Here is a 23,732-nt window from a genome sequence, read left to right as displayed (position 1 = left end):
GTGTCCCTGGGATAAGGAAGGTGGTGAGCGGGCCATTTATAGCCCATCCGCCCTGCGGATCGCCATTGAAGCCGCCCGCGGCTGGCCTCATGATCGCGTGCGGTCACGCGTCGGCAAAGCGACGCCGTGGGCGAGACCTTGCGGGGCGGGAGGACTGGCGGGATGGCGGGCAACGGGCGGGGCATGATGCTCATGGTCCTGGCGGGTGTGATGTGGCTGATGCTGGCAGGCGGCGGCAGCCCGGCCGTGGCGGCCATGCCCCAGATGATGCTGGCCCAGCAACAGAGCGCCGCGGCCCCCGCACCCGCCGATCCCGAGCGGGTGCGGGAATTGATGGGGCTTCTTGCCGACCCCACGATCCAGGCCTGGATTGCCGCACAGGCCGCGGCCGGGACGGCTGCGCCCGCATCACCGCCCGCCCAGACGACCATTCTGCCCGCCGATGCGGCCGAGCGCCGCATGATGGCCGAGCGCCTGCTCACCGCCCGTATCGACGGCATCCGCGCCTTCCTCGGCACGCTGAAAGCCGGGCTGCCGCAGATTCCGGCCGAACTGGCGGCGGCAGCGGGCACCTTCCGTGCGCGGATCGGTGCCGGGACCGGCGGGGTGATCCTGCCCCTGCTGGGCTTCGCCCTGCTCGGCTGCGGTTTCGAATGGGCCTTCACCCGGGCGACCCGGCCGCTGCGCCGGCGGATCGAGGCGCACCCGACCGACCGGCCGCGCATGCGGCTCAGGGTGGCGGGGCTGCGGACGCTTTATGGCCTGGGCGTGCTCGCCGCTTTCGCGCTGGGCAGCATCGGCGCCTTTGCCGTGATGCCCTGGCCGCCGATGCTGCGCCAGGTGGTCGCATCCTATCTGCTGATCGTGCTGATGCTGCGGCTGGTGACGGGGTTCGGCCGCATTCTGCTCTCGCCCCAGGTGCCGCGCTTCCGGATCGTGCCGATGAGTGATGCCGCCGCCCGGCACTGGATGCTGTGGTCGGCGGTGCTGGTCGGTTGGTACGGGCTGGGCGATGTTACGCTCGACCTGTTGCACGGGCTGGGCATGGCGCCCGGTCCCTGGGCGGCGCTGGGGCTGGGCATGGGGCTGGTCCTGCTTCTGCTGACCCTGATCGCCACCTGGACCCGGCCCGAAATCGACGGCGAGGGCCGCGCCCATCGGCGCCGGGCGTTGGCCACCTGGCTGTTCTCGATCTATCTGGTCGGCGTCTGGCTGCTGCTGTTCACGGGCTCGATTCAGCCCTTCCAGGTGGCGATCGTGCTGCTGCTGCTGTTCGTGGTGCTGCTGCCTGCCACCCGCCGGGCTGTCGCCCATTTCGTCCGGCCGACCGAACATCCGGAGGGCGTGGAGCCGGAGCCGGCCGCGATCGTCCATGCCGGTCATGGCGGCGGCGAGGGCGGCGGCATGATGATATCGGCGGGACCTGCGCCTTCGATGATCGCGATTTCGGTCGGCCGCGGGCTCCGGGCTTTCTGGCTGCTGGGAGCGGCGGTGCTGATCGCCGGCATCATCGATTACGACCTGACCGAGCTTGCCCGCCGCGAGACCCCGCTGCAGCGGGCGATGGGCGGGATCTTTCAGGCGGTGGTGATCGTGCTCGTCGCCGACATCGCCTGGCGGCTGGCGGCGGCCTGGATCGATCACCGGCTGATGCGGGCCGCCCATGACGGCGCGACCGGCGGCGAGGATGCCCTGCGCCGGCAGGCGCGGCTGCGCACCTTGCTGCCGATCCTGCGCAACCTGCTGCTGGCGGTGCTGGGGGTGATCACCCTGCTGATGGTGCTGTCGTCGCTGGGGGTGGAAATCGGCCCGCTGATCGCCGGTGCCGGCGTGGTCGGCGTCGCGATCGGTTTCGGCGCGCAGACGCTGGTCAAGGACATCATCTCGGGCATGTTCTTCCTGTTCGACGATGCCTTCCGGGTGGGCGAATACATCGAAAGCGGCAATATCCGCGGCACGGTGGAAAGCTTCTCGCTGCGCTCGATGAAGCTGCGCCACCACCGGGGCGCGCTGCACACCATCCCCTTCGGCTCTCTGGACAAGATCACCAATTATTCGCGCGACTGGGTGATCGACAAGCTGACGGTGAAGGTGACCTATGCCGCCGATCTCGACAAGGTGAAGAAGATCATCAAACAGGTCGGCCGCGACCTGCAGCAGGATCCGGAATTCGCCCCCAACATCATCGAGACGCTGAAGATGCAGGGCGTGGAGCAGTTCGGCGATTATGCCATCCAGCTGCGCCTGAAGATGATGACCAAGCCCGGCGAACAGTTCGTCATCCGCCGCCGCGCCTATGCGCTGATCAAGAAGGCCTTCGAGGCCAACGACATCGCCTTCGCCTTCCCGACCGTCTCGGTCTCGGGCCAGGGCGGCGATGCGGCCGCGGCGGCCCAGGCGACGCTTGCCGCTTCCGCGGCGGGGGAGGATGGGAAGGCTGGTTGAGATGAGGCGGGCGGCTCAGCGGATGAGATGACGGTCGCGCATCCGCAGCTTGAAGGCCTCGACGTCGAGCGCCTGCGGCTCGCCGCTGTCGGTGCCGTCGGTGACCGCGGTCTGAAGGGCGGCGATCGCTTCCTTGCGGGCACGGTCGCGGCGGATCAGGTCACGCACATAGTCGCTTGCGTCGCCATACCGGCCGCCGTCGACCTGGCCTTCGACCCAGGCCTTCATCGCATCGGGCAGGGATACGTTCATCGTTGCCATTGCAGGTCTCCTCTGATGCAGAGAGTCTCGTGGCGACGGCGGCCTCACCCCGGCAACACCGCCGCCACCTCGGGCGAAAGCGGCGCTTCCAGCGCACCGCAGAGCGATTCGACCAGGCAGTCGAGCGCATAGGGCTTGCCCCAGAGCCCGCCGCCGGTGGGGTCGGCCTCGAAGGCGGTCTCACGTACCGCGAGGCTGGTGTTCATGAACAGCACCATATGCGCCAGACGCTGGCTGATCACCGCCGCGGGCAGGGGGACCATCAGCCGGCGCAGATGGTCGATGCAGCGCATATAGCTCGACCGCCAGCGATCGCCCACCGCGTCCAGGAACATGGCGCGGTGGTTGATCTGCATGGCGACGATGAAGCGCATATGGCCGAAGCCGATCGGCAGGCTGCGATGGGCGTCGGGGTCGCCGGCGCCCGTTGTCTCCACCTCCAGCAGCAGGCGGACGATATCGGCCACCCGCTCCGGGCCGCCCTCGGCCTCCATCACGTCCAGCCGGGCATTGCGGGCGCGATCGCTGCGCTGCGCCGCCTCGACCACCAGTTCGCGGATCAGCCCCTCTTTCGATCCGAAATAATAGTGGAGCGAGGCGCCGTTGCGCATGCCGGCTTCGGTGACGATGTTCCGCACCGATACGCCGTCGATGCCGCGGGTGGAGAACAGGCGCATGGCCGCGAGCTTCAGCTTCTCGCGCGTGGGATCGGTCTGCGTGGTCTCCCCGGCGAGGGGGGTGGGTTCGGCGGACATGCGCTGCTCCTGGGTCTTCCGACGGCTGGCTGCGGGTCGTCTGACCATTGGTTATCCGAAACGGGTCGGAAGATACATGATCAATTCCGGAACCAGCATCAGCAGCGCGAGCACGGCCAGGTCCATGACCAGGAACCACAGAATGCCGCGGAAGATGGCCGAGGTCTTGACCAGATCGCCGACCACGCTTTTGATCACAAAGACATTCATGCCGACCGGCGGGGTGATCATGCCGATTTCCAGCAGCTTGGTCAGGATCACGCCGAACCAGAGCAGGCCGAAGCCGGTGCCGTCGACGATCGGCAGCACGATCGGCAGGGTCAGCAGCATGGCGCCGACCGGTTCAAGGAACAGGCCGAGCAGCAGGTAGACGATCACGACGCCGGCCATGATCAGCACCGGATCGGCCCCCAGCGCCAGCACCTGTTCCGAGAGATAATCGGCCGATCCCGACAGCGCCAGGAAGCGGGTGAGCAGAGTGGCGCCGATGCCGATGATGATCAGCGTGGAGGTGGTGAGCACCGTGTCGACGATCGCGGTCGAGAACCGCGCGCGGGTGAGCGTGCCCTTGGCGAGTGCGATCACCACCGCCATCAGCGCGCCGACCGCGCCCGCCTCGGTTGCGGTGAACACGCCCGAGAACAGGCCGCCGAAGATGCCGATCATCAGCAGGATCACCGGCCAGGTGTCCTTCAGTGCTGCGATCCGTTCGGATGCCGGCGTACGGATGGTGACGTCGGGGGCGAGCGCCGGGTTCAGCTTCACCCGGATCATGATCACCAGCACATAGCCGAGCGCGGTGATCAGCCCGGCGGCGATGCCGCCCAGGAACAGGCCGGTGACCGGCACCTGGGCCACCACGCCATACAGGATCAGGATGATCGAGGGGGGGATCAGCGCGCCGATCGTGCCCGCCACGGCCACCGAGCCGGTGGCGAGTTCGGGGTGATAACGCGCCTTGAGCATTTCGGGGATGGCGATCCGGCCCATGGTCGCCGAACAGGCGATGGACGAGCCGGACACCGCGGCGAAACCGGCCGAGCCCATCACGGCCGCCACCGCCAGCCCGCCCGGCACCCGTTCCAGCCAGACCCGTGCCGCCCGAAACAGGCCCTGGGTCAGCTGGCCGTGATAGCAGACGAAGCCCAGCAGCAGGAACATGGGCACCGAACTCAACACCCAGTTGGCCGCGAACTGGAAGGGCAGCAGGCCGAGCGAGCCCCAGGCGACCTTCCAGCCCATCAGTACCCAGAGCCCGCCGAAGGACACGCCGATCAGCGAGATGCCGATGGGGATGCGCAGCGCGATGAACACCAGCAGCAGGCCCAGCCCGGAGAGGCCGATCTGAACGTCGCTCACAGCCCCGCCTCCCGTCCGGAGGTGGCGGCTGCCAGGTCGTCGGGCCGCCGGCGCAGGAAATTGACGAAGCGGTAGATCACCAGCAGGGTCATCAATCCCGCGCCCAGCGGCAGCGCGTAATAGGCCGGCCAGATCGGGATGCTGGACGAGCCCTGGATCTGGGCCGCCCCGATCGCCTGCTGTTTCAATGCCTCTTCGAAACCTCGCCAGGTGAGCAGGCCGGTGACCAGGCCCGTGGGCACCAGCATCCAGCCTTCCAGCATGTTGCGGCCGCGTCTGGGTAGCAGATCGGTCACGATCTCCATGGAAATATGGGCGCGGCGCAACTCGGCGAAGGCGAGCGGCACGAAGGCGGCGATCACCATGTAGTAATAGGTGACGACGGTGAGGGTGCCGGGCAGGGGCGCGCCCAGCAGATAGCGGAAGGCGACGTCGAGCGAGACGTGCAGCATCATCAGCGCGATCGCGATGCCGGCGATGAGCGTCGCGAGCGAGGTCGTCCGCGCAAGCAGGCGGCCGGGCGTCGACATGGGAACGGGACCTGTCGGGTTCTGGGGATCGTGCGAAGCCCGCCCCGGCCAGCCTGGTCGGGGCGGGATGGCATCACATGCCGTGGGTGTTCACGTCGACCTTGGAATAGATCTCGTCCCAGTAGAGCCGGGCCAGGTCTTCGCGGGTCTTGGCGGTGCGGGCGAGGCCCACCCACTTGATCAGGATCGTGCGGAAATCGGTCAGGATCTCCTCGCCGCGGGTCACGCCATAACGCTGCTGATAGGCGGCGGGCATCGCCTTCAGATAGCCTTCGACGAAGCTGCGGGTCGCCTCGACCACGGCCGGATCGGCCTGATGGACCTGGACGCCCTTGGCCTTCACCTTTTCCAGAATGTCGGCCTGGTTGTTCTCGTAGGCGAGGCTCGCCTCGGCCGAGCCCAGCGCCGCCGCCTTCAGCAGGGCGGTCCGGGCTTCGGGCGACAGATCCTGCCAGGCATCGCGGTTGACCTGGGCCATGGAGGCGACGTAGACGCCGCCGGGTGCGCCCATGGTGATGTGCTTCACCGACTCACCCATGCCGAAATTCTGCACGTCCGGCACCGACAGGATGATGCAGTCCAGCACGCCCTGGCTCAGCGCCTCCAGCATCTCGTTGCCCGACATGGTGACGGGGGCCGCGCCCACCGCTTCCGACCAGCCGGCCCAGTTGGCGCCGCCGATGCGCAGCCGCGCACCCTTGAGGTCGTCCATGGTGACCACGGGCTTCGTGCAGTTCAGCGCATAGCCCGGCGTGCCGGCCGCGGCGGTGTAGACCTGGTTCTGCTTCGCGAACTCGGCATTGCATTCAGGGCATTTCGTCAGGATGTATTCGGCCATGGCCGCCGAATAGGCCTGTGCCTCCACGCCGGTCGGATCTTCCGGCAGGGTGCTCAGCATCATCGAGGCTTCGAGCAGCAGGTTGGTGTGCGGAAACTCGGCCGGGAAATAGGTGCTCATCACCGTGCCGATATCGGCAAGCCCGTCGCGCAGCCCGCCCGAGGTCTCGGCCATGCTCAAAAGCGACATGGGGAAGACCTTGATGGTGACGGCATCGCCGGTCTCCGCCGCCATGGTCTTGGCCATGGTCTCGCCCGCCTTGACCAGGAACGAGGCCGGCGGATGGCCGATCGCGAAGCGCAGCTGATCGGCCGAGGCGGTGGTGGCGGTCATGGTCAGCGCGGCCAGACCCGCGGCGAGACCGATCCCCTGGATCGTCTTCATGGTGGATGTCCTCCCGTGTGGTGCAGATGCGTGCGGCATACCAGACGCTGTGCCGGGTGCCGTCTGTCGTTGTGGCGGTGGTGCGGAAATGTGCTGGCCGCTCAGGCGGCGAGGGCGGCATAGGCCGCATCGACCAGCGACTGGCCGCGCGGGTTGAGCAGCAGACCCGGCCCCATGCGGGTCATGGCATAGCCGAAGGCGATGCCGGCCTCGGGATCGGCGAAACCGACCGAGCCGCCGGCGCCGACATGACCGAAGGCGCGATGGCCGATCACCAGGCTGTCGGCCGGCTGCGGCCGGCGGCGATTGTCCATGCGCAGCATGAAGCCGGGGCCGAAGCGCATCGGCTGCAGCAGGGTCGCGTCCAGATGGGTGGCGGAACTGGCCTCGGCGAAGCCGGCCAGGGTGTCGGCAGAGAAGCCGAGCGGGCCGCCCGGCACCAGCGCCGCATAGAGTCCGGCCAGGCCGCGGGCATTGGTGATGCCGCCGGCGGCGCCGATTTCGGCAGCGTGGCCGGCGCGGGTGTTGACGCCGCGGATGGCGAAATCGCCGCTGTTGAACACGAACAGATTGGCGATGCTGCCCGGCTCGCGCGCCGCCAGCAGGAAGGGCGTGGTCTGGGCGTCGCGCGGTGGCCGGTGGATGATCACCGGTGCCACCCGGGCCTCGTGCTCTTCCGGCAGGCCGATCCAGAAATCGAGGCCGAGGGGGCCGGCGATCTCGTCGGCAAAGAACCGGCCCAGGCTGCGACCGTCGACCCGGCGGACCACTTCCGCCGCCAGGAAGCCCATGGTCAGCGGGTGATAGCCGGTGCGGGTGCCGGGTTCCCAGAACGGGGTTTCGGCGGCCAGATGATCGATCATATAGGCGGCATCGGTGATGCAGTCCGCCTTCAGCTGCGGGCGCAGCACCGGCAGGCCGATGGTGTGATCCAGGATCATCCGCACCGTGGCGCGGTCCTTGCCGTTCCCGGCGAATTCCGGCCAGTAGCCGGCAACCGGCCGGTCCAGATCGAGCCGGCCGCGTTCGGCCAGAAGATGCAGCGAGAGCGCGGTCGCGGCCTTGGTGGCCGAGAACACCACCACCAGATCATCGGCCTGCCAGGGGCGGTCAGCGGTGGCGGCGCCGCCCCAGAGATCGACCACCAGCCGGCCGTCATGGACCAGCGCCACCGAGGCGCCGGCCTCGTCGCGGTCGGTGAAATTCCGGGCGAAGGCCTCGGCCACCGCGGCGAAGCGCGGGTGGCACCATCCTTCGATCGTGACGGTGTCATCAAGCATGCGCGAGAACCGCGCCGCGTCATCGTGGCGTGCAGGCATCCGGACCCTACTCCTCCCGCGCGGGCGCCCTTCTTCATCCTACCCCCCCAAGCGGGGTGGTGCGGGGCGCTCCGCCAGTCACGACCGATAAGCCGGTCGTATAAAGCTATCGACTAAAACGTTCGACTTAATTACGGTACCCGGACACCCGATGCGGGTCAAGATGCCCGATGGAGGGCTGCAGGCCCCGGCACTCAGGGCCCCCGGCACTCAGGGCCCCGGCACTCAGGGCGCCGGACGTATCAGAAGCAATGGGCAGGACGAACCTGCCGCCAAGGGTAAGGAAACCTGACGATGGCCGATCACGCGAACCGGGACGGCGCCCTTGCGGGTGCCGGCGACATTGACCAGGACGCCGCCTTTCGGGTGGCGGTGGCGATCGCCAATATCCCGACGCTGCTGATGGTGCTGGTCCAGCTGACCGGCGACACGCGCTGGCTGGAGCCGCCCTATGCACCCGAACGCGGCCGCGGGCTGGACGACAACGATGATGGCGGTCTGCCGGAGGACGTGCAGGCGGAGATCCGCGCGGCTGCGACCGAGGCGATCCTGGCCTGGCGGGCGGGCCGGCCGGTGGCGATGCCGCGGCCGGACGACGATCTGCTGGTGCGCATGTTGAGCGTGTCGATGGCCGAAGAGGTGCCGGCGGAATATGGCGAGATCATCGCCTCGGGGCTGGGGCTGAAGGCGCACCGGCTGGGTGAGCCGGGGGCTGTGCCGGCCGGCTTCAAGGTGCTGGTGATCGGCGCCGGCGTCTCGGGCATCTGCGCCGCGATCCGCCTGCGCCAGCGCGGCATCGCCTGCGAGGTGATCGAGAAGGGTTCGGATTTCGGCGGCACCTGGCGCGAGAACCGCTATCCCGGCGCCGGGGTCGACACCCCCAACCACATCTATTCCTTCTCGTTCGCGCCGCATGACTGGACGCGCTATTTCGCGCTGCAGGGCGAGCTTTACGGCTATTTCCGCAAGGTCGCGCGCGATCATGGGCTGGAGAGCTGCACCCGTTTCGACACCCGGGTGCTGAGCGCCCTGTGGCAGGCGGAGGCCCGGCGCTGGGCGGTGACCGTCCGCCGGCCCGACGGCGCGGAAGAGGTGCTGACCGCCGATGCGGTGGTGAGTGCGGTGGGCGTGCTGAACACGCCGCTGGTGCCGCATATCCCCGGCCTCGACAGCTTCCCCGGACCCTGTTTCCACACCGCCGAATGGCCCGAAGATCTGGATGTTACGGGCAAGCGGGTGGCCCTGGTCGGCAATGGCGCCTCGGCCATGCAGGTGGCGCCTGCGATTGCGCCGCAGGTGGGGCAGCTCACCATCTTTGCGCGGTCGAAGCAGTGGGCGGCACCCTTCCCGCAATTCGGCAAGGAAATGCCGCAGCCGATCCGCTTCCTGATCGCAAACATGCCGCTCTACCGCCTGTGGTATCGCCAGCGTCTCGCCTGGACCTTCAACGACCGGGTTCATGCCTCGCTGCAGAAGGATCCCGCCTGGCCGCATCCGGACCGGGCGCTGAACGCGGTCAATGACGGCCATCGCCGTGCCTTCGTCAAATACATGCAGCAGGAACTCGGCGACCGGCAGGATCTGCTGGAGAAGGTGCTGCCCGACTACCCACCCTTCGGCAAGCGTATGCTGCTCGACAATGGCTGGTACCGCACCATTGCCCGCGACAATGTCGAGCTGATCACCGACCATATGGCCGAGGTGCGGGGCAGCAGACTGGTCTCGCGCGGGGGTGAGGAACGCGAGGCCGACATTCTGGTGCTGGCCACGGGCTTCAAGGCGACCGAGTTCCTGGGCTCTTACGAGGTGCGGGGCCGCGACGATCAGGCGCTGTCGGAGGTCTGGAACGGCGACGATGCCCGGGCCTATCTGGGCACCGCCGTGCCCGGTTTCCCCAATTTCTTCATGCTGCTGGGGCCCAATGTCGGCCTTGGCCACGGCGGCAGCATCATCTCGGCGGTGGAGCTGCAATGCGACTATCTGTTGAGCGCGCTCGACGAGATGTTCCGCCGGGGCGCCGCCACGATCGAAGTGCGGCCGGAGATCCATGACGACTACAATCGCAGGGTCGACGAGGCCCATGCGAAGATGGTCTGGACCCATGAGGGCATGGAGAACTGGTACCGCAATTCCCGCGGCCGGGTGGTGGCGATCACCCCCTGGCGCAATGACGACTTCTGGCGCATGACCCGCACGGTGGCGCCGGCGGATTACGTCTTCGACGGCGGGCCGGCCGCCGCCGGCGACGCGGCCTGACGAGACGCCAGACGACAGAAGATTAAGAGGCCGGCGCGGGCATCGATCCCGCGACCGGCCCGACCGTGGACACACGCAATGGGAGGGACGTCCCGATGACGATCGTGGTCGAGCAGAGCCCCGAGGGTCCGGTCCATTTCGATGCGCGCATTCCCCCGCGCGACCGGGTGGTGACCCGCGACCTTGTCGACCGGCTGGCCGTGGAGCAGCCGGACAAGGTTTTCGTGAAATTCGACGACACCGGCGAGGAATGGAGCTATGCCCGCTTCCGCGAGCTGATCGTCCAGACCGCGCTGGGCCTGCAGCAGCAGGGCGTGGTGCAGGGCGCGCATGTCCTGGTCTGGATGCCCAATGGCCGCGACCAGATCCGGGTCTATTTCGCGCTGAACTATCTGGGCGCGGTCTATGTGCCGATCAACACCGCCTATCGCGGTTCGCTGCTCGCACATGTGGTCGATCTGTCCGATGCCAGCCTGGCGATCGTTCATGCCGATCTGGTCGAGCGGCTGTTCGACGTGCCGACCGCCCGGCTGGAACGGCTGATCGTCTCGGGCGGGCGCATGCCGGAATGCCCCCTGCCGGCGGTGCGGCTGGAAGAGGCGCTGCTGCCCGAGACCGGCACGCTGACCGCGCCCGCGCGCCGGATCGAGCCCTGGGACCCGATGGCGATCATCTACACCTCGGGCACCACCGGGCCGTCCAAGGCGGTGCTGGTGTCGTATCTGCACATCTACACCAATGCCGGTCCCGATGCCTGGCCCTTCGTCACGGGCGAGGACCGCTATCTGGTCAATGCGCCGATGTTCCATATCGGCGGCATGGGGCCGATGTTCGTGATGCTGGCCCGCGGTGCCTCGTTTGCGCTGGTCGAGCGGTTCGACACCGCCACCTATTGGCAGACCGTGCGGCGCAACGGCGTCACCGTCTCGTTCCTGCTGGGGGTGATGGCGACCTTCCTGGAAAAGCTGCCGCCCTCGGCCGACGACCGCAATCACGGGCTCAGGCTGGTGCTGGTGGTGCCGTTGGGCGATGCGGCGGTCTTTGCCGAACGCTTCGGGGTGGAGGTCCGCACCATCTTCAACATGACCGAGATTTCAAGCCCGATCGTCTCGGAAGCCAACCCGCCGCTCAAGGGCACCTGCGGCCGGATGCGGCCAGGGGTGGAGGTCCGGCTGGTCGACGACAATGACTGCGAGGTGCCGGTGGGGCAGGTGGGCGAGATGATCGTCCGTACCGACCGGCCCTGGGCGATGAACAGCGGCTATTACCGCAACCCCGAAGCAACGGCCGGGGCCTGGCGCAATGGCTGGTTCCACACCGGCGACGCGTTCATCCGCGATGCCGAGGGCAACTACTTCTTCGTCGACCGGCGCAAGGATGCCATCCGCCGCCGCGGCGAGAACATCTCGTCGCTGGAGGTCGAGGCCGAGGTGACGGCCCATCCCGATGTCCGCGAGGCGGCCGTCGTCGCCGTGCCGAGCGAGATGGGCGAGGACGACGTGCTGGTCTGCGTGGCTCCGGTCGAAGGCCGGACCATCGACCCGGCGGCGCTGATCGAGTTCCTGCGCCCGCGCATGGCCTATTTCATGATCCCGCGCTATGTCCGCGTGCTTGACGCCCTGCCCAAGACACCCACCGCCAAGGTGCTGAAACACGAACTCCGCGCCGAGGGCATCACGGCCGATGCCTGGGACCGCGAGGCGGCGGGACTGCGGTTGAAGTCCGAGCGGTTTGCGAGCTGAGCGCCCCCTCGCGGCTTATGCTGCCACACCCTCTCGCACTCCGGTTCCGGACGTGACATGATGCCGGCCGACGACATCCTCACCTCCGGGACCGCCTCATGCCGATCAGCGCCGACGCACTTGCCCAGCAGCTTCACGACAAGCCCCTGCCGCTCGCCCGTCTTGCGGTCGTGCTCTGGTCCAAGGGCAAGAAGGAGGAGGCGCGGGTCGCCGCCCTGCGGGTGCTGGAGGTGGCGGGCGACGGTCATCCCGAGGCGGTGATGGTGGCGCGGGACATTCTGGCCCGCGATGTGCCGAAATGGCATTTTTCGATCATCCGCGATCAGCGCCGCAACGACCTCTACGAGGCGGCGCTGAAGCGGCTGGTCCGCCCTGGCTCTCATGTGCTGGAAATCGGCACCGGCACGGGCATCCTGTCGATGATGGCGGCTCGGGCTGGCGCCGAACGGGTTACGACCTGCGAGATGAACCCGTCGGTCGCCGAGGCAGCGACCCGGATCATCGCGAAGAACGGCTATGCCGATCGCGTGACCGTGGTGCCCAAGAAATCCGACGACGCGCTGGTCGGCGAGGATATCGACGGCCGCGCCGATCTGCTGGTTCAGGAGATCATCTCCAACGATCTCCTGGGCGAGGCCGTGCTGCCGGCGATGGAGGATGCGGTCAAGCGGCTGCTGAAGCCCGGGGCGCGGATGATTCCGGATTCGGTCACCGCCCGGGTGGCGCTGGTCGACGATACCCGCGCCGTAAGGCACCGCATGGGCGAAGTTTCGGGCTTCGACCTTGGCGGTTTCGACCATCTGGCCCAGGTCTGCCAGCGGGTGGGGGCCGATTCCTCCCGGTTTACGCTCCGCAGTGCCGTCCACGACCTGATGCATTTCGACCTGCGTTCCGGCGGCCCCTATCCGGGCGGCCGGGCGATGGCGAAGCTGACCGCCACCGGCGGCCGGGTCGCCGGTGTGGTCCAGTGGCTGAAGATGGACATGGACGGCACGGGCGAGCTGATCTACGAGAACCGCCCGGATCAGGGTCTTTCTTCGTGCTGGGCGGTGCGCTTCTTCCCCTTCGATGCCCCGCGGGATCTGCCGGCCGGGGCGGTGGTGAAGATCGGTGCCACCCATGATCGCAACACGATCATGATCTGGTGCGAGGAGATCGAGGCGTCGGCGGAGAGCGCCGTCGCCTGACGCCAGGATCGGCCGGCATCGCCGGGCGGGCGGGCTGGCTGTCATCGACGCCGATACGCCGGGCGATCAGGATTGCAATCAGGGCGGAGCCTGCGACGACGCCCGCGGCCGCCGGCCATCCCCAGGCCTCGACGGCACTGCCGACCGCGACCGGCCCCGCCAGCTGACCCAGATTGCTGCCCTGCATCAGAAGACCGATGCCGAGCGGCATCAGCGGTGCGGATGGCGTAAGCGTGGGGCCTGCCGAGATCAGCGCGGCCGGGATCAGACCTCCGACGCCTGCAAACAGCAGGCAGAGCAGAACGGTCGGGATGTCGTCGAAGACCGGCAGGAAGATGCCAAGAGACGACAGCCCCATGATCAGGCAGGCGCCGGACAGAAGCGCGGCGCGCCTGATGCCGCGCATGAGCAGCCAGCCGGCGGTGAGATTGCCGATGATGTTCATGATCATGGCCAGGGCGCTCAGCCATCCGGCCGTGCTGTGCGACAGGCCCATGCGCGTCATCAGCAGGACCGGAAGAAAGCTGAACAGCGCAAAGAACATCAGGCTGTAGAGGGCGAAGCAGCTGGCCGCCAGCCTCGTCTTCGTGCTTCCCACAACCTGCAGCGCATCCGACAGCATGGGCCGCCAGGATGGGCGCGCGCGGGTCGGCGCGGGCGGAATGACTGCCCGTGCCGCCAGGATCAGGGCCGCGCCGAGGCCGGCGCCACCCCACCAGAGCAGACGCCAGTCCCCCGGCAGGGGGCCGGTGAACATGGCGAGCGCCAGGCCCGCCGGCATGAAGCAGCTCCACAGGGCGAGCACGATGTCCTGCTGCCCGGGCCGGGCGATCCGGTTCAGAATGGCGGGTCCGGCCACCGTGATCAGAAGAAAGCCCGCCCCTTCGAGGATGCGGGACACGAGCAGGAGGCCATATCCCGATGCGGTCGCACCGATGACGGCCCCGAGGGCGGTCAGGGCGAGGCCGGCGATCAGGCTTCGCCGATCGCCCGCACGACCGACCAGCGAACCGGCGGGGATGCCGCCCAGACACCCGAGGATGGCGAAGATCCCGGCCAGCCAGCCGGCGGCCGCAAGGTCGATGCCCGGATCCCGCTGCAGCATGGGCGTGGCGATGGCGACCTTTCCGGCATGAAACGCCGTGACGATGCCCGCGCCCAGCACGACGCCGACGGCAGGCCAATGACTGCCCTGCGGCGATGCCGCGCATCCGGTCGACGCCATCACGCCGCCCCGCTATTCCGTGCGGCGGCGAGGGCACGGGCGATCCCGGCCACATGGTGGCCCTGAAACCGGGCGCCGTTGAGTTCATTCTCGCTGGGGCGGCGATCCCCGCCGCTGCCGTCATCGGCAAGCGTCGATGCCCCATAGGGGGAGCCGCCGGTGATTTCGTCCATCCGCAGCTGGCCCTTGAAGGAATAGGGCAGCCCGACCACGACCATGCCCAGATGCAGCAGAACGGTGTGAACGGAGAGGATCGTGCTCTCCTGTCCGCCATGCTGGCTGCCGGTGGAGGTGAAGACGCTCCCGACTTTGCCCACCAGCCTGTCTGCGAACCAGAGGCCGCCGCATTGGTCGAGGAAGTTCTTCATCTGGGCCGCCATGTTGCCGAAGCGGGTCGGTGTGCCGAGGATGATCGCGTCATACTCCGGAAGCTCGGCCACCGTCGCTATATCCGCCCGCTGATCGGTCCTGTATCCGGCCGCGTCCGCGACATGCTGTGGAACAAGCTCCGGAACCCGCTTGAGCACGGCCACGGCACCGGCATCGCGCGCGCCATCGGCAACGGCCTCAGCCATCGTCTCGACATGGCCATAGGACGAGTAGTACAGCACAAGAACCCTGGTCATAACCTTTCCTCCGCAGTTCGTGGCCTGAACCGACGGAAGGATAGGCGTATGGTTGATACGCAGAAGTGATATAGAATTGATAGGTTCGATCGATCGGATAGATCATGCTGGATGTGCTGACACTGGATCAGCTGCGGGTTTTCGTGACCGTGGCGGAAAGCGGCAGCTTTCGGGCCGGGGCCGCCCGCCTGTCGCGGGTCCAGTCCGCCGTCAGCCATGCCATTGCCAATCTGGAAGCCGAGCTGGGGCTGACCCTCTTCGATCGGACCGGTCACCGGCCGGTGCTGACGGCTGAAGGGCAGGCTCTGCTCTCGAATGCGCGCGACATTCTTCTCAGGATCGACGCCCTGAAGGCCAGAGCCCGCGGCCTGGGAGAGGGGGTCGAGCTTGAGCTGTCACTGACCGTCGACACCCTGTTCCCGATCGACGCGGTGGGGCGGCCCTGGCGGCGATGCGTGCCGCATATCCGACGGTCTCCATCCGTCTGGCCGTCGAGCCGCTTGGCGGACCGATGACATCGCTGATCGAAAAGCGCAGTGCGCTCGCGATCGTGGTGGGTGAGGATTTCCGCGACCCGCGGATTGCGTTCGAGGCGATCTCGTCCGTCGACCAGGTCGCCGTCGTCTCGGCCGGGCATCCGTTGGCGCTGCGCCAATCGGGCGGGTCCATCGGCCTTGCGGATCTGGCTGATCACCTGCAGATCGTCCTGTCCGACCCCACGCCGGTCACCGGCGACCGCATGTTCGGCGTTCTCTCCCCGCAAACCTGCCGCGTCACCGGCCAGGACGCGAAGCATGCGATGATCCTGGCCGGCCTCGGCTGGGGGCGACTGCCCCATTGGCAGGTGGCGCGGGATCTGGCGGAGGGGCGTCTCGTGCGCCTCGCGACCAGAGCGCTCGGCCGTGACAGCCAGCTTGCCGCGGAGGCCTATCTGGCCCATCGGATCGATGAACCCTTCGGCCCGGCCGCCGCGGCATTCCGCCAGGCCCTGAAACGACAGCTCGGCGTCTGAGGCCGGTCCTTGCCTCAGGCGGCCGCCTTCGCGCCGGTGCTACGGGCGGCAAGGATCATCGATGCCGCCCGTTCGGCGATCATGATGGTGGGGGCGTTGGTATTGCCGCCCGGCAGGCAGGGCATCACGGAAGCGTCCACCACCCTCAGGCCATCCACCCCGCAGAGCCGCAGATCCGGCGTCACCACCGCGCCTTCGTCATTGCCCATCCGGCAGGTGCCGACGGGATGGTAGATGGTGTCGGCGCGGGCACGGATGTGGCTGGTCAGGGTGTCGTCGTCGGGTTCGCCCGAGAGATAGAGTTCGCGCGCCCGATAGGGGGCAAGTGCCGGTGCCGAGAGGATCCGCCGGGTGATGCGCGTGCCCTTCAGCATCACCGCCAGATCGTCCGGATCGGCGAAGAAGGCCGGGTCGATCGCGGGCGCGGCCAGCGGATCGGCCGAGGCCAGGCGCACACTGCCGCGGGATTTCGGCCGCAGCACGCAGACATGGCAGCTGAAGCCATAGCCGGCATGCAGTTTGCGGGCGTGGTCGTCGACGATCGAAATCACGAAATGCAGCTGAATGTCGGGCCGGTCGAGCGCGGGATCGGTTTTGAGAAAGGCACCGCCCTCGGCGAAGGGGGTGGTGAGCATGCCGGTGCGGTTGCGCTGCCACTCCCGCCAGGCCCGAAACAGTCTGCCGGTGCCGGCCATGCCGATGCCGAACATGTCGCTGTCGGTCGACGACCAGCCCAGGATGAAGTCGGGATGGTCCTGAAGATTACGGCCCACGCCGGGACGGTCGGCCACCACCGGGATGCCGAGCGCCGACAGCTCGGCCGCAGGCCCTATCCCTGAGAGCATCAGCAGCTGGGGCGAGTTGAAGGCGCCGCCCGAGAGGATCACCTCGGCACGTGCGCGCACCTCACCTGTCTCCCGGCCGCGGCGCCAGGCGATGCCGGTGGCGCGGCCGTCCTCGATCAGGATGCGCGTGGCATGGGTGCGGGTCATGACGTGCAGGTTCGGGCGCGCCGCCATCACCGGATGCAGATAGGCCGCCGCTGCCGAGCAGCGCTCACCCTTCGCCGGGCCGCTGTGGAACTGAGTGACCTGGTAGAGCCCGACGCCCTCCTGGCGCGGGCCATTGAAATCCTCGTTCACGGGGAACTGGCATTCGGCCGCAGCTTTTATGAAGGCCCGCGAGACCGGGCGCGGCGAGGGCTGGTCCGAGACCTGAAGAGGCCCGTCGGCCCCATGCAGATCATCCGCGCCGCGCTGGTTGGCCTCGGCCTTGCGAAACCAGGGCAGAACCTCATCCCACGACCAGCCCGGACAGCCTGCCGCTGCCCAGCCGTCATAATCCGACGGATGGCCGCGGACATAGAGCATGGCGTTGATCGCGCTCGACCCGCCCAGCGCCTTGCCGCGTGGCTGATAGCCGCGCCGGCCGTCCAGGCCCGGCTGCGGCACCGTCTCATAGGCCCAGTTGTTGATCTTCGGCCGCCCCGGCAGCATCGCCACCACGCCGGCCGGCGTGCGGATCAGCCGGTCGCGGCCCTCGCCGCCCGCCTCGATCAGGCAGACGCTGACCGACGGGTCGTCCGTCAGCCGTCGGGCGAGCACGGACCCTGCCGATCCGCCGCCCACGATCACATAATCGAATACCATCGCCCTTTTCCTCCCCCGGTCGCACCGATGCGTGCCGGTGCGTCTTGGTTGAGGAAATTGAACGCCGGTCCCGCCCTTATGTCCAGATGGTTGATGCGGTCCGGGGGCGGGTCAGATCGATTTCAGCAGCACACGATCGATCGCATGGGTTGCGTCCTTGTGCAGGATGACGTCGGCGCGCATGCGGGTGGGCAGGATGTTCTCGTGCAGGTTCACCCGATTGATGCCGGTCCAGATGCCGCGGGCGACCTCGACCGCCTCATCATGGGGCAGATCGGCATAGTGGTGGAAATACGAGGCCGGGTTGCCAAAGGCGGTCTTCTGCAGCAGCAGGAAGCGGTCGACATACCAGCGCGCGACATCGGCCTCGTCGGCGTCCAGATAGAGCGCGATATCGCAGAAATCCGACACCACCGCCGGGGCATTGCCATCCACCTGCAGCAGGTTCAGCCCCTCCAGAATCAGGATGTCGGGCCGCTGGACCATCTGGAACTCGCCGGGCACGATGTCGTAGGAGAGGTGGGAATAGACCGGGGCCGCAACCTCTTCCGCCCCCGCTTTCACCGCGGCCAGGAAGCGGATCATCGCCGCGGTATCATAGCTTTCGGGGAAGCCCTTGCGCGTCATCAGCCCGCGGGCCTTGAGCACCGCGGTCGGGTGCAGGAAGCCGTCGGTGGTGACCAGGTCGACGCGGGGATGATCGGGCCAACGGGCGAGCAGGGCACGCAGAACCCGGGCGAAGGTGCTCTTGCCGACCGCGACGCTGCCGACCAGCGCCACCACATAGGGGGGCCGCCCGGCGGGGCGGCCAAGGAAGGCGTCGCGCACCCGCGCAAGGCCCCGTGCGGCGCCGACATGCAGGTTCAGCAGCCGGGAGAGCGGCAGATAGACCTCCGACACGTCGGCGAGCCCGATGGGATCCTGCAGCCCGCGGAGGCCCGCCAGCTCGGCTTCCGACAGGGTGAGCGGCGTGTTGGAGCGCAGCGCCGCCCAGGTGCCGCGGTCGAAGCTCTCATAGCCCGGCAGCGCGCCGGCAATATCCTGCATCATGTCTTCTCCATCACCGCGCCTCAGCCCTCGCCCAGGAAGGCCTCACCGGCCCTGAGCACATGGGCGGTGGCGCGCTGGGCAGCCAGATCTTCGTCGCCGGCGATCACGGCTTCCAGGATGGCGGCATGATCGGCCCAGGCCGCCCGGCGGCGGGCGGGGGTGTCGTCGGCGAAGAGCGCGGCGGTACGGTCGCGCAGGCCGATCATCAGGTCCGACAGCACGCTGTTGCGGCCGGCTTCGGCCAGGGCCCTGTGGAAGTCGATGTTGAGGCCGGCAAGCAGATCGTCCCGCCCCTCGGCCATGGCCGCATCACCGCGCGCCAGGATGTCGCGGGCGCGATGAACCATGCCGGGGTCGCGGCGGCGGGCGGCGAGGCGGGCTGTCTGGCCTTCCAGCAGGGCGCGGACCTCGATGGTTTCGCGTGCCTCGTCGGGCGCCATGCGGGCGACGAAGGCACCGCGGCGGGGCAGCACTTCCACCAGCCCTTCGGTGGCGAGCCCGCGGATCGCCTCGCGCACCGGGTTGCGCGACACACCGTAGACCTCCGCCAGGCGGTCTTCCACCAGCCGGTCCCCGGGTTTCAGCTCCCCGGTCAGGATCGCCTTTCGGATCTCGGCACGTACGCGTTCATGCAGCGGCAGATGCTGTTCGCCGAGGCGCGGGATGTCGCTGATCTGGGTCATGAGGCCGGCTGTCATGAGGCTGGGGTCCGGAGCGGCGGAAGGGCGGGGCCGGAGGATTGTACTTGGTATACGAAATCCACGGCAACCGCCGAACCGCCGGTCCGGATCCGGCCTGATCGGGATCAGCCGCCGGTCACCAGCCCGGCAAGGCCCTCCGCCGACAGGATCTCGATCCAGTAGCCGTCGGGGTCGCGGATGAAGGCCAGCCCCTTCATCTTGCCATCATCGGGCCGCTTGACGAAATCGACGCCCAACTCCTCGAAGCGCGCGCAGGCGGCATAGACATCGGGCACGGTGATGCCGATATGGCCGAAGCCGCGCGGATCGCTGTTGCCGTTGTGATATCCGGCAAAGGCCTCGTCGCTTTCCGTCCCCCAGTTGTGGGTCAGCTCCAGCGCGCCCTTGCGGCGGAACACCCAGGCGGCGGCCTCGGCCGGGGTCTCGGGCTGTGGCTCGTCCGAGGCGTCGACATAGCCCATGAAGTAGAGCGAGAACTTCATCTCGGGGAAGTCGAAGCGCCTGAGCAGGCGCATGCCCAGCACGTCGCGATAGAAGGCGACCGACCGTTCCGGATCGCGGATCCGGAGCATGGTCTGGCTGAGGATGAAATCGCGGGTGGCCGGATCGGCGGCGGCGGTTCCGGTCATGACCGTCTCCTTGAGTGGCGGGGGCCGATGGCAGCCGGCCCCAGGGGTGGGCATCGGGGCAGAGCCTAGCGGCAGGCGGCGTGCCTGTCGCCTGTCGAGGTGGCGCGCGGCGACGCTGCGCGCTGAGAGACCCGACGACGTGCACCCGCAGGCGAGCGGCGGCCCGATCCCCCTGCCAGACTGATCAGGCCCGCAAGAGGCGGCCCCGCAGACGGGGCGTTCAACGGAGACCTGGGAGGACGATCATGCTGATGTCGACGAGCCATATCGCCAAGCCGCAGACGCCCGAGGAATATGTCCAGATCGACGACGGGCCCTGGGCACCGTTCCCCGATGCCTTCTCCGACGGCGGCATCACCTGGAAGCTGCTGCATGTTTCCCCCGAAAGCGGCGGCTGGACCGCGATTTTCACCTGCCCGGCCGGATCGTCCTTTGCGGCCCATATCCATACCGGGCCGGGCGAGTATTTCCTGACCCATGGCCGCATGGACGTGCGCGGCGGCCGGGATGCCGGCGGCGACACCGCGGTTGCGCCGGGCTATGGCTTCGAATCCTCGGGTGCCCGCCACGACCGCACCTTCTTCCCGGTCGACAGCGTGTTCTATATGACGTTCCTCGGCCCGCTCGCCTTCATTCAGCCGGACGGCACGGTGATCGCCAATATCGGCTGGGCCGAGGCCCAGGGGGCCTGGACCGCCTTCCTTTCGGCGCAGTCATGAGCACGGCCGCCGTGTTCGACCGCCATCTCGGCGCCTTCGCACAGGGCCTGGATGCGGTTCTGGCCGACTACGATGCGGCGGCAGTGGTGATCACCCCGGATGCAGTGCATCATGGGACCGAGGAGATCCGGCAGTTCTTTGCCGGCTTCCTTGCGGAGGCCACGCCCGAATTCTGGGCGGCCTTCCGGGTCGAGACACGTCAGGTGGCGGGGGAGGTCGCCTATCTGGTCTGGTCGGCGGCGCCCTTCGTCACGCGGGCGACCGACACGCTGCTGGTCCGCGACGATCGGATCCTGGTTCAGACGTTCACCCCCTTCCACGGCTGACATATCCGCCAGCGAGGCGGGGAGGCCAGTCGCCCATGCCCCTGTCCACCACACCCCTGTCCACCGCGCCGGGCGGCGCATCCTGGCGCGCCGCCGACCACCCGCCGGACCTCCGCCCGGAGGTCTGGCGCACCACGCTCGAAGCCGTCTATGACGGCTGGGCGGCCACCGGCCGGCCGATGCCGGGCTTCGACGCGCGGCTGCGTCAGCGGACCGTCGGCCCGGTGACGGTCGTCGACTGTATCTGCGACCCCTGTGCCGGCAGCCGCCGCCGGCCGGGGCCTGCGCGTGATGGCCGCGAGCTTGTCGTCATCCAGCTGGTTCTCGGCGGTCGTGAGCAGTTCTCGATCGGCGAGGCGCGTATCGCCCTCGGCCCCGGCGACGTGCTGGTCTGGACCACCACCCGGCCGATGAGCTTCGAGGTGACGGAACGTCTGCACAAGCGGTCGGTGGTGCTGCCGCTTTCCCGGCTCCGCCACTGGCTGCCGGGCAGCTGGCAGGCGGCGACCGGCCGCATGGCGGCAGGCACGGCGGGGGCGGCGATGGTCTCCGGCGCTGTGGGCGCCATGGCCGGCGGGCTGCTGGAGCAGAACCTGCCCGATGGTGAGGCGCTGGGCGAGGCGATGCTGGGCGTGCTGGTCGCAGGCCTGGGTGCCGAGACCCCGCGCCGCACCGACGGGTTGCGGGCGGCGCAGCTCCGCCGGGTGAAGGCATTGATCGCGGCCCGGCTCGACGATCCCGATCTGGATCCGGCCGGGATCGCGGCCGCGGCCGGCATCTCGCTTCGCCATCTCCATGCCCTGTTCGCCGGCGACGGCACCACCGTCCGTGGCCATCTGATCGCGGCCCGGCTGGACCGCTGCCGCCGCGATCTGGCCAATCCGGTGATGGCGGGACGCACCATCACCGACATCGCCTTCTCGTGGGGTTTCCAGAACGCCGGCCATTTCGGCCGCCGCTTCCGCGACGCCTATGGCCTGTCGCCGCAGGCGTTCCGGCAGGGGCGAGCCAAGTGACAGGTGAAAGGCGGATGAAGAGGCGATATCATCCGCGTCACCTGCACCATGAATTGATGCGGACCGGCCGAGGAGTTTCGCCATGTCCCGGATCAACGGGCGGACCACAGACGTCGATCAACCGCCAAAGACGGGGGAGGAGAAGCGGGCCGGGGATGAGAAGGGGGCTTTCGACCGTCTGAAGGCGGCGCTGACCGAAGCCTTCGCCGCCCCAAACATGGCCTGCCAGCCATTGACGGCCACAGAGGTGATCGCCCGGAACCGGCGCTGACGGAGGCTCACCCCTTCGCCAGTTCCTCTTCCACCTGACCCAGCCGTTCCTTGCCGAAGAACATCTCGTCGCCGACATAGAAGGTCGGGATGCCGAAGGCGCCGCGGGCGACCGCCGCCTCGGTGTTGGCGGCGAGTTCGGCCTTCACCGCCGCGTCCTGGGTTGCGGCGGCGATGGCGGCTCCGTCGAGGCCGGCTTCATTCAGCGTGGCGACGAAGACCTCGGGGTCGTCCATCTTGCGGCCGGTTTCCCACATCGCGACCTCGACGGCATCGAGATAGGCGTCGCCCACCCCCATGCGCTTCGCGGCGATGAAGCCGCGCATGGCGAGCAGGGTGATGACCGGGAAATGCGGGTTGATCCGGAAGGCATCGAAGCCGTGCCTGGCTACAAAACGGCGCAGTTCCAGCGCCTCGTACTCGTTCTTGCCCTTGATGCCGGCGAAGGCCTGCATCGGCGCCTGATTGCCGGTCGCCTTGAAGATGCCGCCCAGCAGGCAGGGAATGACATTGATGGTGGCGCCGGTGCGGGCGGCTATCCGGTTCAGCACCCGGCGCGCCAGATAGGCGTTGGGGCTGCCGAAATCATAGATCATGTCGACGGTGCGGCTGCTCATGCGTCTGGTCTCCCTCACCAGGTTTCCGACCAGGGGCGCAGATCCAGTTCATGCGTCCAGGCCGATTTGGGCTGCTTATGCAGCCAGACATAATTGGCGGCGATGTCCTCGGGCTTCAGGATCAGGTCCTGGTCCAGCAGCGTCTGAACATCCTCGCGGGTGGAGCGGGTGAAGGCGCCGTCGATCGCGCCGTCGACCACGATATGGGCGACATGGATGCCCTGCGGCCCCAGCTCCCGCGCCATGCTCTGAGCCACGGCCCTGAGGCCGTGCTTGGCGGCGGCAAAAGCGGCGAAGCCTTCCCGACCGCGGATGCTGGCGGTGGCACCGGTGAACAGGATGGTGCCCCGGCCGCGCGGCACCATCACGCGCGCGGCCTCCCGCCCGGCCAGAAAGCCGGCGAAACAGGCCATCTCCCAGACCTTGGTGAAGACGCGGGCGGTGGTGTCGCGGATGTCGAAACGGACATTCGCGCCGATGTTGAAGACCACCACCTCCAGCGGCCCGACCTCGGCCTCCACCCGGTCGAAGAGGGCGACCATCTCGTCTTCCGACCGGGCATCGACCCCATAGGCATGGGCGCGGCCGCCCTCGGCGCGGATCTCCTCGGCCAGCGCCTCCACCTGGTCCAGATTGCGCGGCCGGCGGGTCAGGCAGACCGCGTGGCCGCGGGCGGCGAACGCCCGGGCGATCGCCCCGCCGACCCCGATGCCGGCGCCGATGACCAGGCAGGCGCCGGGCGTGCCGCCGGGTTCGGCCTGCGTCGTTGGATGGCTCATGGCGTGTTCCTCCTCCCGACCGGGTCATCATATTGCC

General features: G+C 68.3%; 22 protein-coding genes and 1 pseudogene. 9 read left to right on the top strand and 14 right to left on the bottom strand.

What is annotated here, in order from left to right; translation table 11 throughout:
- Positions 1-162: 162 nt before the first annotated feature.
- On the top strand, positions 163-2,445 hold the full coding sequence (locus tag TMO_RS23405) for a mechanosensitive ion channel family protein (RefSeq protein WP_014753292.1): 2,283 nt from the start codon (positions 163-165) through the stop codon (positions 2,443-2,445).
- Between the two features lie 15 nt (positions 2,446-2,460).
- Here TMO_RS23405 and TMO_RS23400 read toward each other — a convergent pair whose 3' ends face one another.
- From TMO_RS23400 to TMO_RS23375, 6 genes are all read right to left on the bottom strand, one after another.
- Complete coding sequence (locus TMO_RS23400) at positions 2,461-2,706, bottom strand: type II toxin-antitoxin system ParD family antitoxin (RefSeq protein WP_014753291.1); 246 nt, start codon at positions 2,704-2,706, stop codon at positions 2,461-2,463.
- Positions 2,707-2,750: 44 nt separating this feature from the next.
- Positions 2,751-3,461: a TetR/AcrR family transcriptional regulator gene (locus TMO_RS29935; RefSeq protein WP_014753290.1), complete on the bottom strand. Its 711-nt coding sequence runs from the start codon at positions 3,459-3,461 to the stop codon at positions 2,751-2,753.
- A gap of 51 nt (positions 3,462-3,512) precedes the next feature.
- Positions 3,513-4,820, bottom strand: coding sequence for a TRAP transporter large permease (locus TMO_RS23390; RefSeq protein WP_014753289.1), 1,308 nt, complete (start codon positions 4,818-4,820; stop codon positions 3,513-3,515).
- Positions 4,817-5,350: a TRAP transporter small permease gene (locus TMO_RS23385; RefSeq protein WP_014753288.1), complete on the bottom strand. Its 534-nt coding sequence runs from the start codon at positions 5,348-5,350 to the stop codon at positions 4,817-4,819. Before TMO_RS23385 ends, TMO_RS23390 begins: the two co-directional genes overlap by 4 nt.
- A 73-nt stretch (positions 5,351-5,423) precedes the next feature.
- Positions 5,424-6,572 carry a C4-dicarboxylate TRAP transporter substrate-binding protein gene (locus TMO_RS23380; RefSeq protein ID WP_014753287.1) on the bottom strand — a complete coding sequence of 383 codons (1,149 nt, stop codon included), beginning with the start codon at positions 6,570-6,572 and terminating at the stop codon, positions 5,424-5,426.
- Positions 6,573-6,673: 101 nt separating this feature from the next.
- On the bottom strand, positions 6,674-7,891 hold the full coding sequence (locus tag TMO_RS23375) for a serine hydrolase domain-containing protein (protein WP_014753286.1): 1,218 nt from the start codon (positions 7,889-7,891) through the stop codon (positions 6,674-6,676).
- Between the two features lie 294 nt (positions 7,892-8,185).
- On the opposite strand from TMO_RS23375, the gene TMO_RS23370 reads away from it, so the two are divergent.
- The 3 genes from TMO_RS23370 (at position 8,186) to TMO_RS23360 (ending at position 13,076) form a co-directional block, all read left to right on the top strand.
- On the top strand, positions 8,186-10,147 hold the full coding sequence (locus TMO_RS23370; protein ID WP_014753285.1) for a flavin-containing monooxygenase: 1,962 nt from the start codon (positions 8,186-8,188) through the stop codon (positions 10,145-10,147).
- A gap of 95 nt (positions 10,148-10,242) precedes the next feature.
- On the top strand, positions 10,243-11,889 hold the full coding sequence (locus TMO_RS23365; RefSeq protein WP_014753284.1) for an AMP-binding protein: 1,647 nt from the start codon (positions 10,243-10,245) through the stop codon (positions 11,887-11,889).
- 98 nt (positions 11,890-11,987) lie between these two features.
- Positions 11,988-13,076: a 50S ribosomal protein L11 methyltransferase gene (locus TMO_RS23360; protein ID WP_014753283.1), complete on the top strand. Its 1,089-nt coding sequence runs from the start codon at positions 11,988-11,990 to the stop codon at positions 13,074-13,076.
- Here TMO_RS23360 and TMO_RS23355 read toward each other — a convergent pair.
- Both TMO_RS23355 and wrbA read right to left on the bottom strand, forming a co-directional pair.
- Positions 13,024-14,301, bottom strand: coding sequence for a CynX/NimT family MFS transporter (locus tag TMO_RS23355; protein WP_051045597.1), 1,278 nt, complete (start codon positions 14,299-14,301; stop codon positions 13,024-13,026). The genes TMO_RS23360 and TMO_RS23355 overlap by 53 nt on opposite strands.
- Positions 14,301-14,927, bottom strand: a complete 627-nt coding sequence (gene wrbA, locus TMO_RS23350; RefSeq protein ID WP_014753282.1) for an NAD(P)H:quinone oxidoreductase — start codon at positions 14,925-14,927, stop codon at positions 14,301-14,303. Before wrbA ends, TMO_RS23355 begins: the two co-directional genes overlap by 1 nt.
- Positions 14,928-15,031: 104 nt before the next feature.
- Between wrbA and TMO_RS23345 the strand changes: the two are divergent.
- Positions 15,032-15,939 (top strand): annotated as a pseudogene (locus TMO_RS23345) (LysR family transcriptional regulator).
- 14 nt (positions 15,940-15,953) lie between these two features.
- Here TMO_RS23345 and TMO_RS23340 read toward each other — a convergent pair.
- The 4 genes from TMO_RS23340 to gloA all read right to left on the bottom strand — a co-directional run bounded on the left by TMO_RS23340 (position 15,954) and on the right by gloA (position 19,968).
- On the bottom strand, positions 15,954-17,588 hold the full coding sequence (locus tag TMO_RS23340) for a GMC family oxidoreductase (protein WP_014753279.1): 1,635 nt from the start codon (positions 17,586-17,588) through the stop codon (positions 15,954-15,956).
- Between the two features lie 111 nt (positions 17,589-17,699).
- Positions 17,700-18,635: a type I pantothenate kinase gene (gene coaA, locus TMO_RS23335; protein ID WP_014753278.1), complete on the bottom strand. Its 936-nt coding sequence runs from the start codon at positions 18,633-18,635 to the stop codon at positions 17,700-17,702.
- Positions 18,636-18,658: 23 nt separating this feature from the next.
- Entirely contained in the window at positions 18,659-19,321 is a 663-nt protein-coding gene (locus TMO_RS23330) for a GntR family transcriptional regulator (RefSeq protein WP_041607544.1), read from the bottom strand.
- 122 nt (positions 19,322-19,443) lie between these two features.
- Complete coding sequence (gene gloA, locus TMO_RS23325; protein WP_014753276.1) at positions 19,444-19,968, bottom strand: lactoylglutathione lyase; 525 nt, start codon at positions 19,966-19,968, stop codon at positions 19,444-19,446.
- A gap of 245 nt (positions 19,969-20,213) precedes the next feature.
- Between gloA and TMO_RS23320 the strand changes: the two genes are divergently transcribed.
- The 4 genes from TMO_RS23320 to TMO_RS23305 all read left to right on the top strand — a co-directional run bounded on the left by TMO_RS23320 (position 20,214) and on the right by TMO_RS23305 (position 22,300).
- Positions 20,214-20,687 carry a 2,4'-dihydroxyacetophenone dioxygenase family protein gene (locus tag TMO_RS23320; RefSeq protein WP_014753275.1) on the top strand — a complete coding sequence of 158 codons (474 nt, stop codon included), beginning with the start codon at positions 20,214-20,216 and terminating at the stop codon, positions 20,685-20,687.
- A complete protein-coding gene (locus tag TMO_RS23315; RefSeq protein ID WP_014753274.1) occupies positions 20,684-21,013 on the top strand; it encodes a nuclear transport factor 2 family protein in 330 nt (109 codons plus the stop codon). Before TMO_RS23320 ends, TMO_RS23315 begins: the two co-directional genes overlap by 4 nt.
- Positions 21,014-21,048: 35 nt before the next feature.
- Positions 21,049-22,029, top strand: coding sequence for a helix-turn-helix domain-containing protein (locus tag TMO_RS23310; protein WP_014753273.1), 981 nt, complete (start codon positions 21,049-21,051; stop codon positions 22,027-22,029).
- Between the two features lie 82 nt (positions 22,030-22,111).
- Entirely contained in the window at positions 22,112-22,300 is a 189-nt protein-coding gene (locus TMO_RS23305) for a hypothetical protein (RefSeq protein ID WP_014753272.1), read from the top strand.
- A 7-nt stretch (positions 22,301-22,307) separates the two neighbouring features.
- Here the strand turns inward: TMO_RS23305 and TMO_RS23300 are convergent, their stop codons facing one another.
- Together TMO_RS23300 and TMO_RS23295 are read right to left on the bottom strand one after the other, a co-directional pair.
- Positions 22,308-22,916, bottom strand: a complete 609-nt coding sequence (locus TMO_RS23300) for a 2-hydroxychromene-2-carboxylate isomerase (protein ID WP_014753271.1) — start codon at positions 22,914-22,916, stop codon at positions 22,308-22,310.
- A gap of 14 nt (positions 22,917-22,930) precedes the next feature.
- Entirely contained in the window at positions 22,931-23,695 is a 765-nt protein-coding gene (locus TMO_RS23295; RefSeq protein WP_014753270.1) for an SDR family NAD(P)-dependent oxidoreductase, read from the bottom strand.
- Between the last annotated feature and the right edge of the window lie 37 nt (positions 23,696-23,732).

The sequence above is a fragment of the Tistrella mobilis KA081020-065 genome, assembly GCF_000264455.2.
Classification (GTDB): domain Bacteria; phylum Pseudomonadota; class Alphaproteobacteria; order Tistrellales; family Tistrellaceae; genus Tistrella; species Tistrella mobilis.
Note: the sequence above shows the minus strand (reverse complement) of the source record. Positions and strands in the feature narration are given on the sequence as shown.

Excerpts from the sequence above, each read along its gene's own strand:
- TMO_RS23405 (WP_014753292.1), top strand. The coding sequence starts at position 163 with ATGGCGGGCAACGGGCGGGGCATGATGCTCATGGTCCTGGCGGGTGTG.
- TMO_RS23400 (WP_014753291.1), bottom strand. The coding sequence starts at position 2,706 with ATGGCAACGATGAACGTATCCCTGCCCGATGCGATGAAGGCCTGGGTC.
- TMO_RS29935 (WP_014753290.1), bottom strand. The coding sequence starts at position 3,461 with ATGTCCGCCGAACCCACCCCCCTCGCCGGGGAGACCACGCAGACCGAT.
- TMO_RS23385 (WP_014753288.1), bottom strand. The coding sequence starts at position 5,350 with ATGTCGACGCCCGGCCGCCTGCTTGCGCGGACGACCTCGCTCGCGACG.
- TMO_RS23380 (WP_014753287.1), bottom strand. The coding sequence starts at position 6,572 with ATGAAGACGATCCAGGGGATCGGTCTCGCCGCGGGTCTGGCCGCGCTG.
- TMO_RS23375 (WP_014753286.1), bottom strand. The coding sequence starts at position 7,891 with ATGCCTGCACGCCACGATGACGCGGCGCGGTTCTCGCGCATGCTTGAT.
- TMO_RS23370 (WP_014753285.1), top strand. The coding sequence starts at position 8,186 with ATGGCCGATCACGCGAACCGGGACGGCGCCCTTGCGGGTGCCGGCGAC.
- TMO_RS23365 (WP_014753284.1), top strand. The coding sequence starts at position 10,243 with ATGACGATCGTGGTCGAGCAGAGCCCCGAGGGTCCGGTCCATTTCGAT.
- TMO_RS23360 (WP_014753283.1), top strand. The coding sequence starts at position 11,988 with ATGCCGATCAGCGCCGACGCACTTGCCCAGCAGCTTCACGACAAGCCC.
- TMO_RS23355 (WP_051045597.1), bottom strand. The coding sequence starts at position 14,301 with ATGGCGTCGACCGGATGCGCGGCATCGCCGCAGGGCAGTCATTGGCCT.
- wrbA (WP_014753282.1), bottom strand. The coding sequence starts at position 14,927 with ATGACCAGGGTTCTTGTGCTGTACTACTCGTCCTATGGCCATGTCGAG.
- TMO_RS23340 (WP_014753279.1), bottom strand. The coding sequence starts at position 17,588 with ATGGTATTCGATTATGTGATCGTGGGCGGCGGATCGGCAGGGTCCGTG.
- coaA (WP_014753278.1), bottom strand. The coding sequence starts at position 18,635 with ATGCAGGATATTGCCGGCGCGCTGCCGGGCTATGAGAGCTTCGACCGC.
- TMO_RS23330 (WP_041607544.1), bottom strand. The coding sequence starts at position 19,321 with ATGACCCAGATCAGCGACATCCCGCGCCTCGGCGAACAGCATCTGCCG.
- gloA (WP_014753276.1), bottom strand. The coding sequence starts at position 19,968 with ATGACCGGAACCGCCGCCGCCGATCCGGCCACCCGCGATTTCATCCTC.
- TMO_RS23320 (WP_014753275.1), top strand. The coding sequence starts at position 20,214 with ATGCTGATGTCGACGAGCCATATCGCCAAGCCGCAGACGCCCGAGGAA.
- TMO_RS23315 (WP_014753274.1), top strand. The coding sequence starts at position 20,684 with ATGAGCACGGCCGCCGTGTTCGACCGCCATCTCGGCGCCTTCGCACAG.
- TMO_RS23310 (WP_014753273.1), top strand. The coding sequence starts at position 21,049 with ATGCCCCTGTCCACCACACCCCTGTCCACCGCGCCGGGCGGCGCATCC.
- TMO_RS23305 (WP_014753272.1), top strand. The coding sequence starts at position 22,112 with ATGTCCCGGATCAACGGGCGGACCACAGACGTCGATCAACCGCCAAAG.
- TMO_RS23300 (WP_014753271.1), bottom strand. The coding sequence starts at position 22,916 with ATGAGCAGCCGCACCGTCGACATGATCTATGATTTCGGCAGCCCCAAC.
- TMO_RS23295 (WP_014753270.1), bottom strand. The coding sequence starts at position 23,695 with ATGAGCCATCCAACGACGCAGGCCGAACCCGGCGGCACGCCCGGCGCC.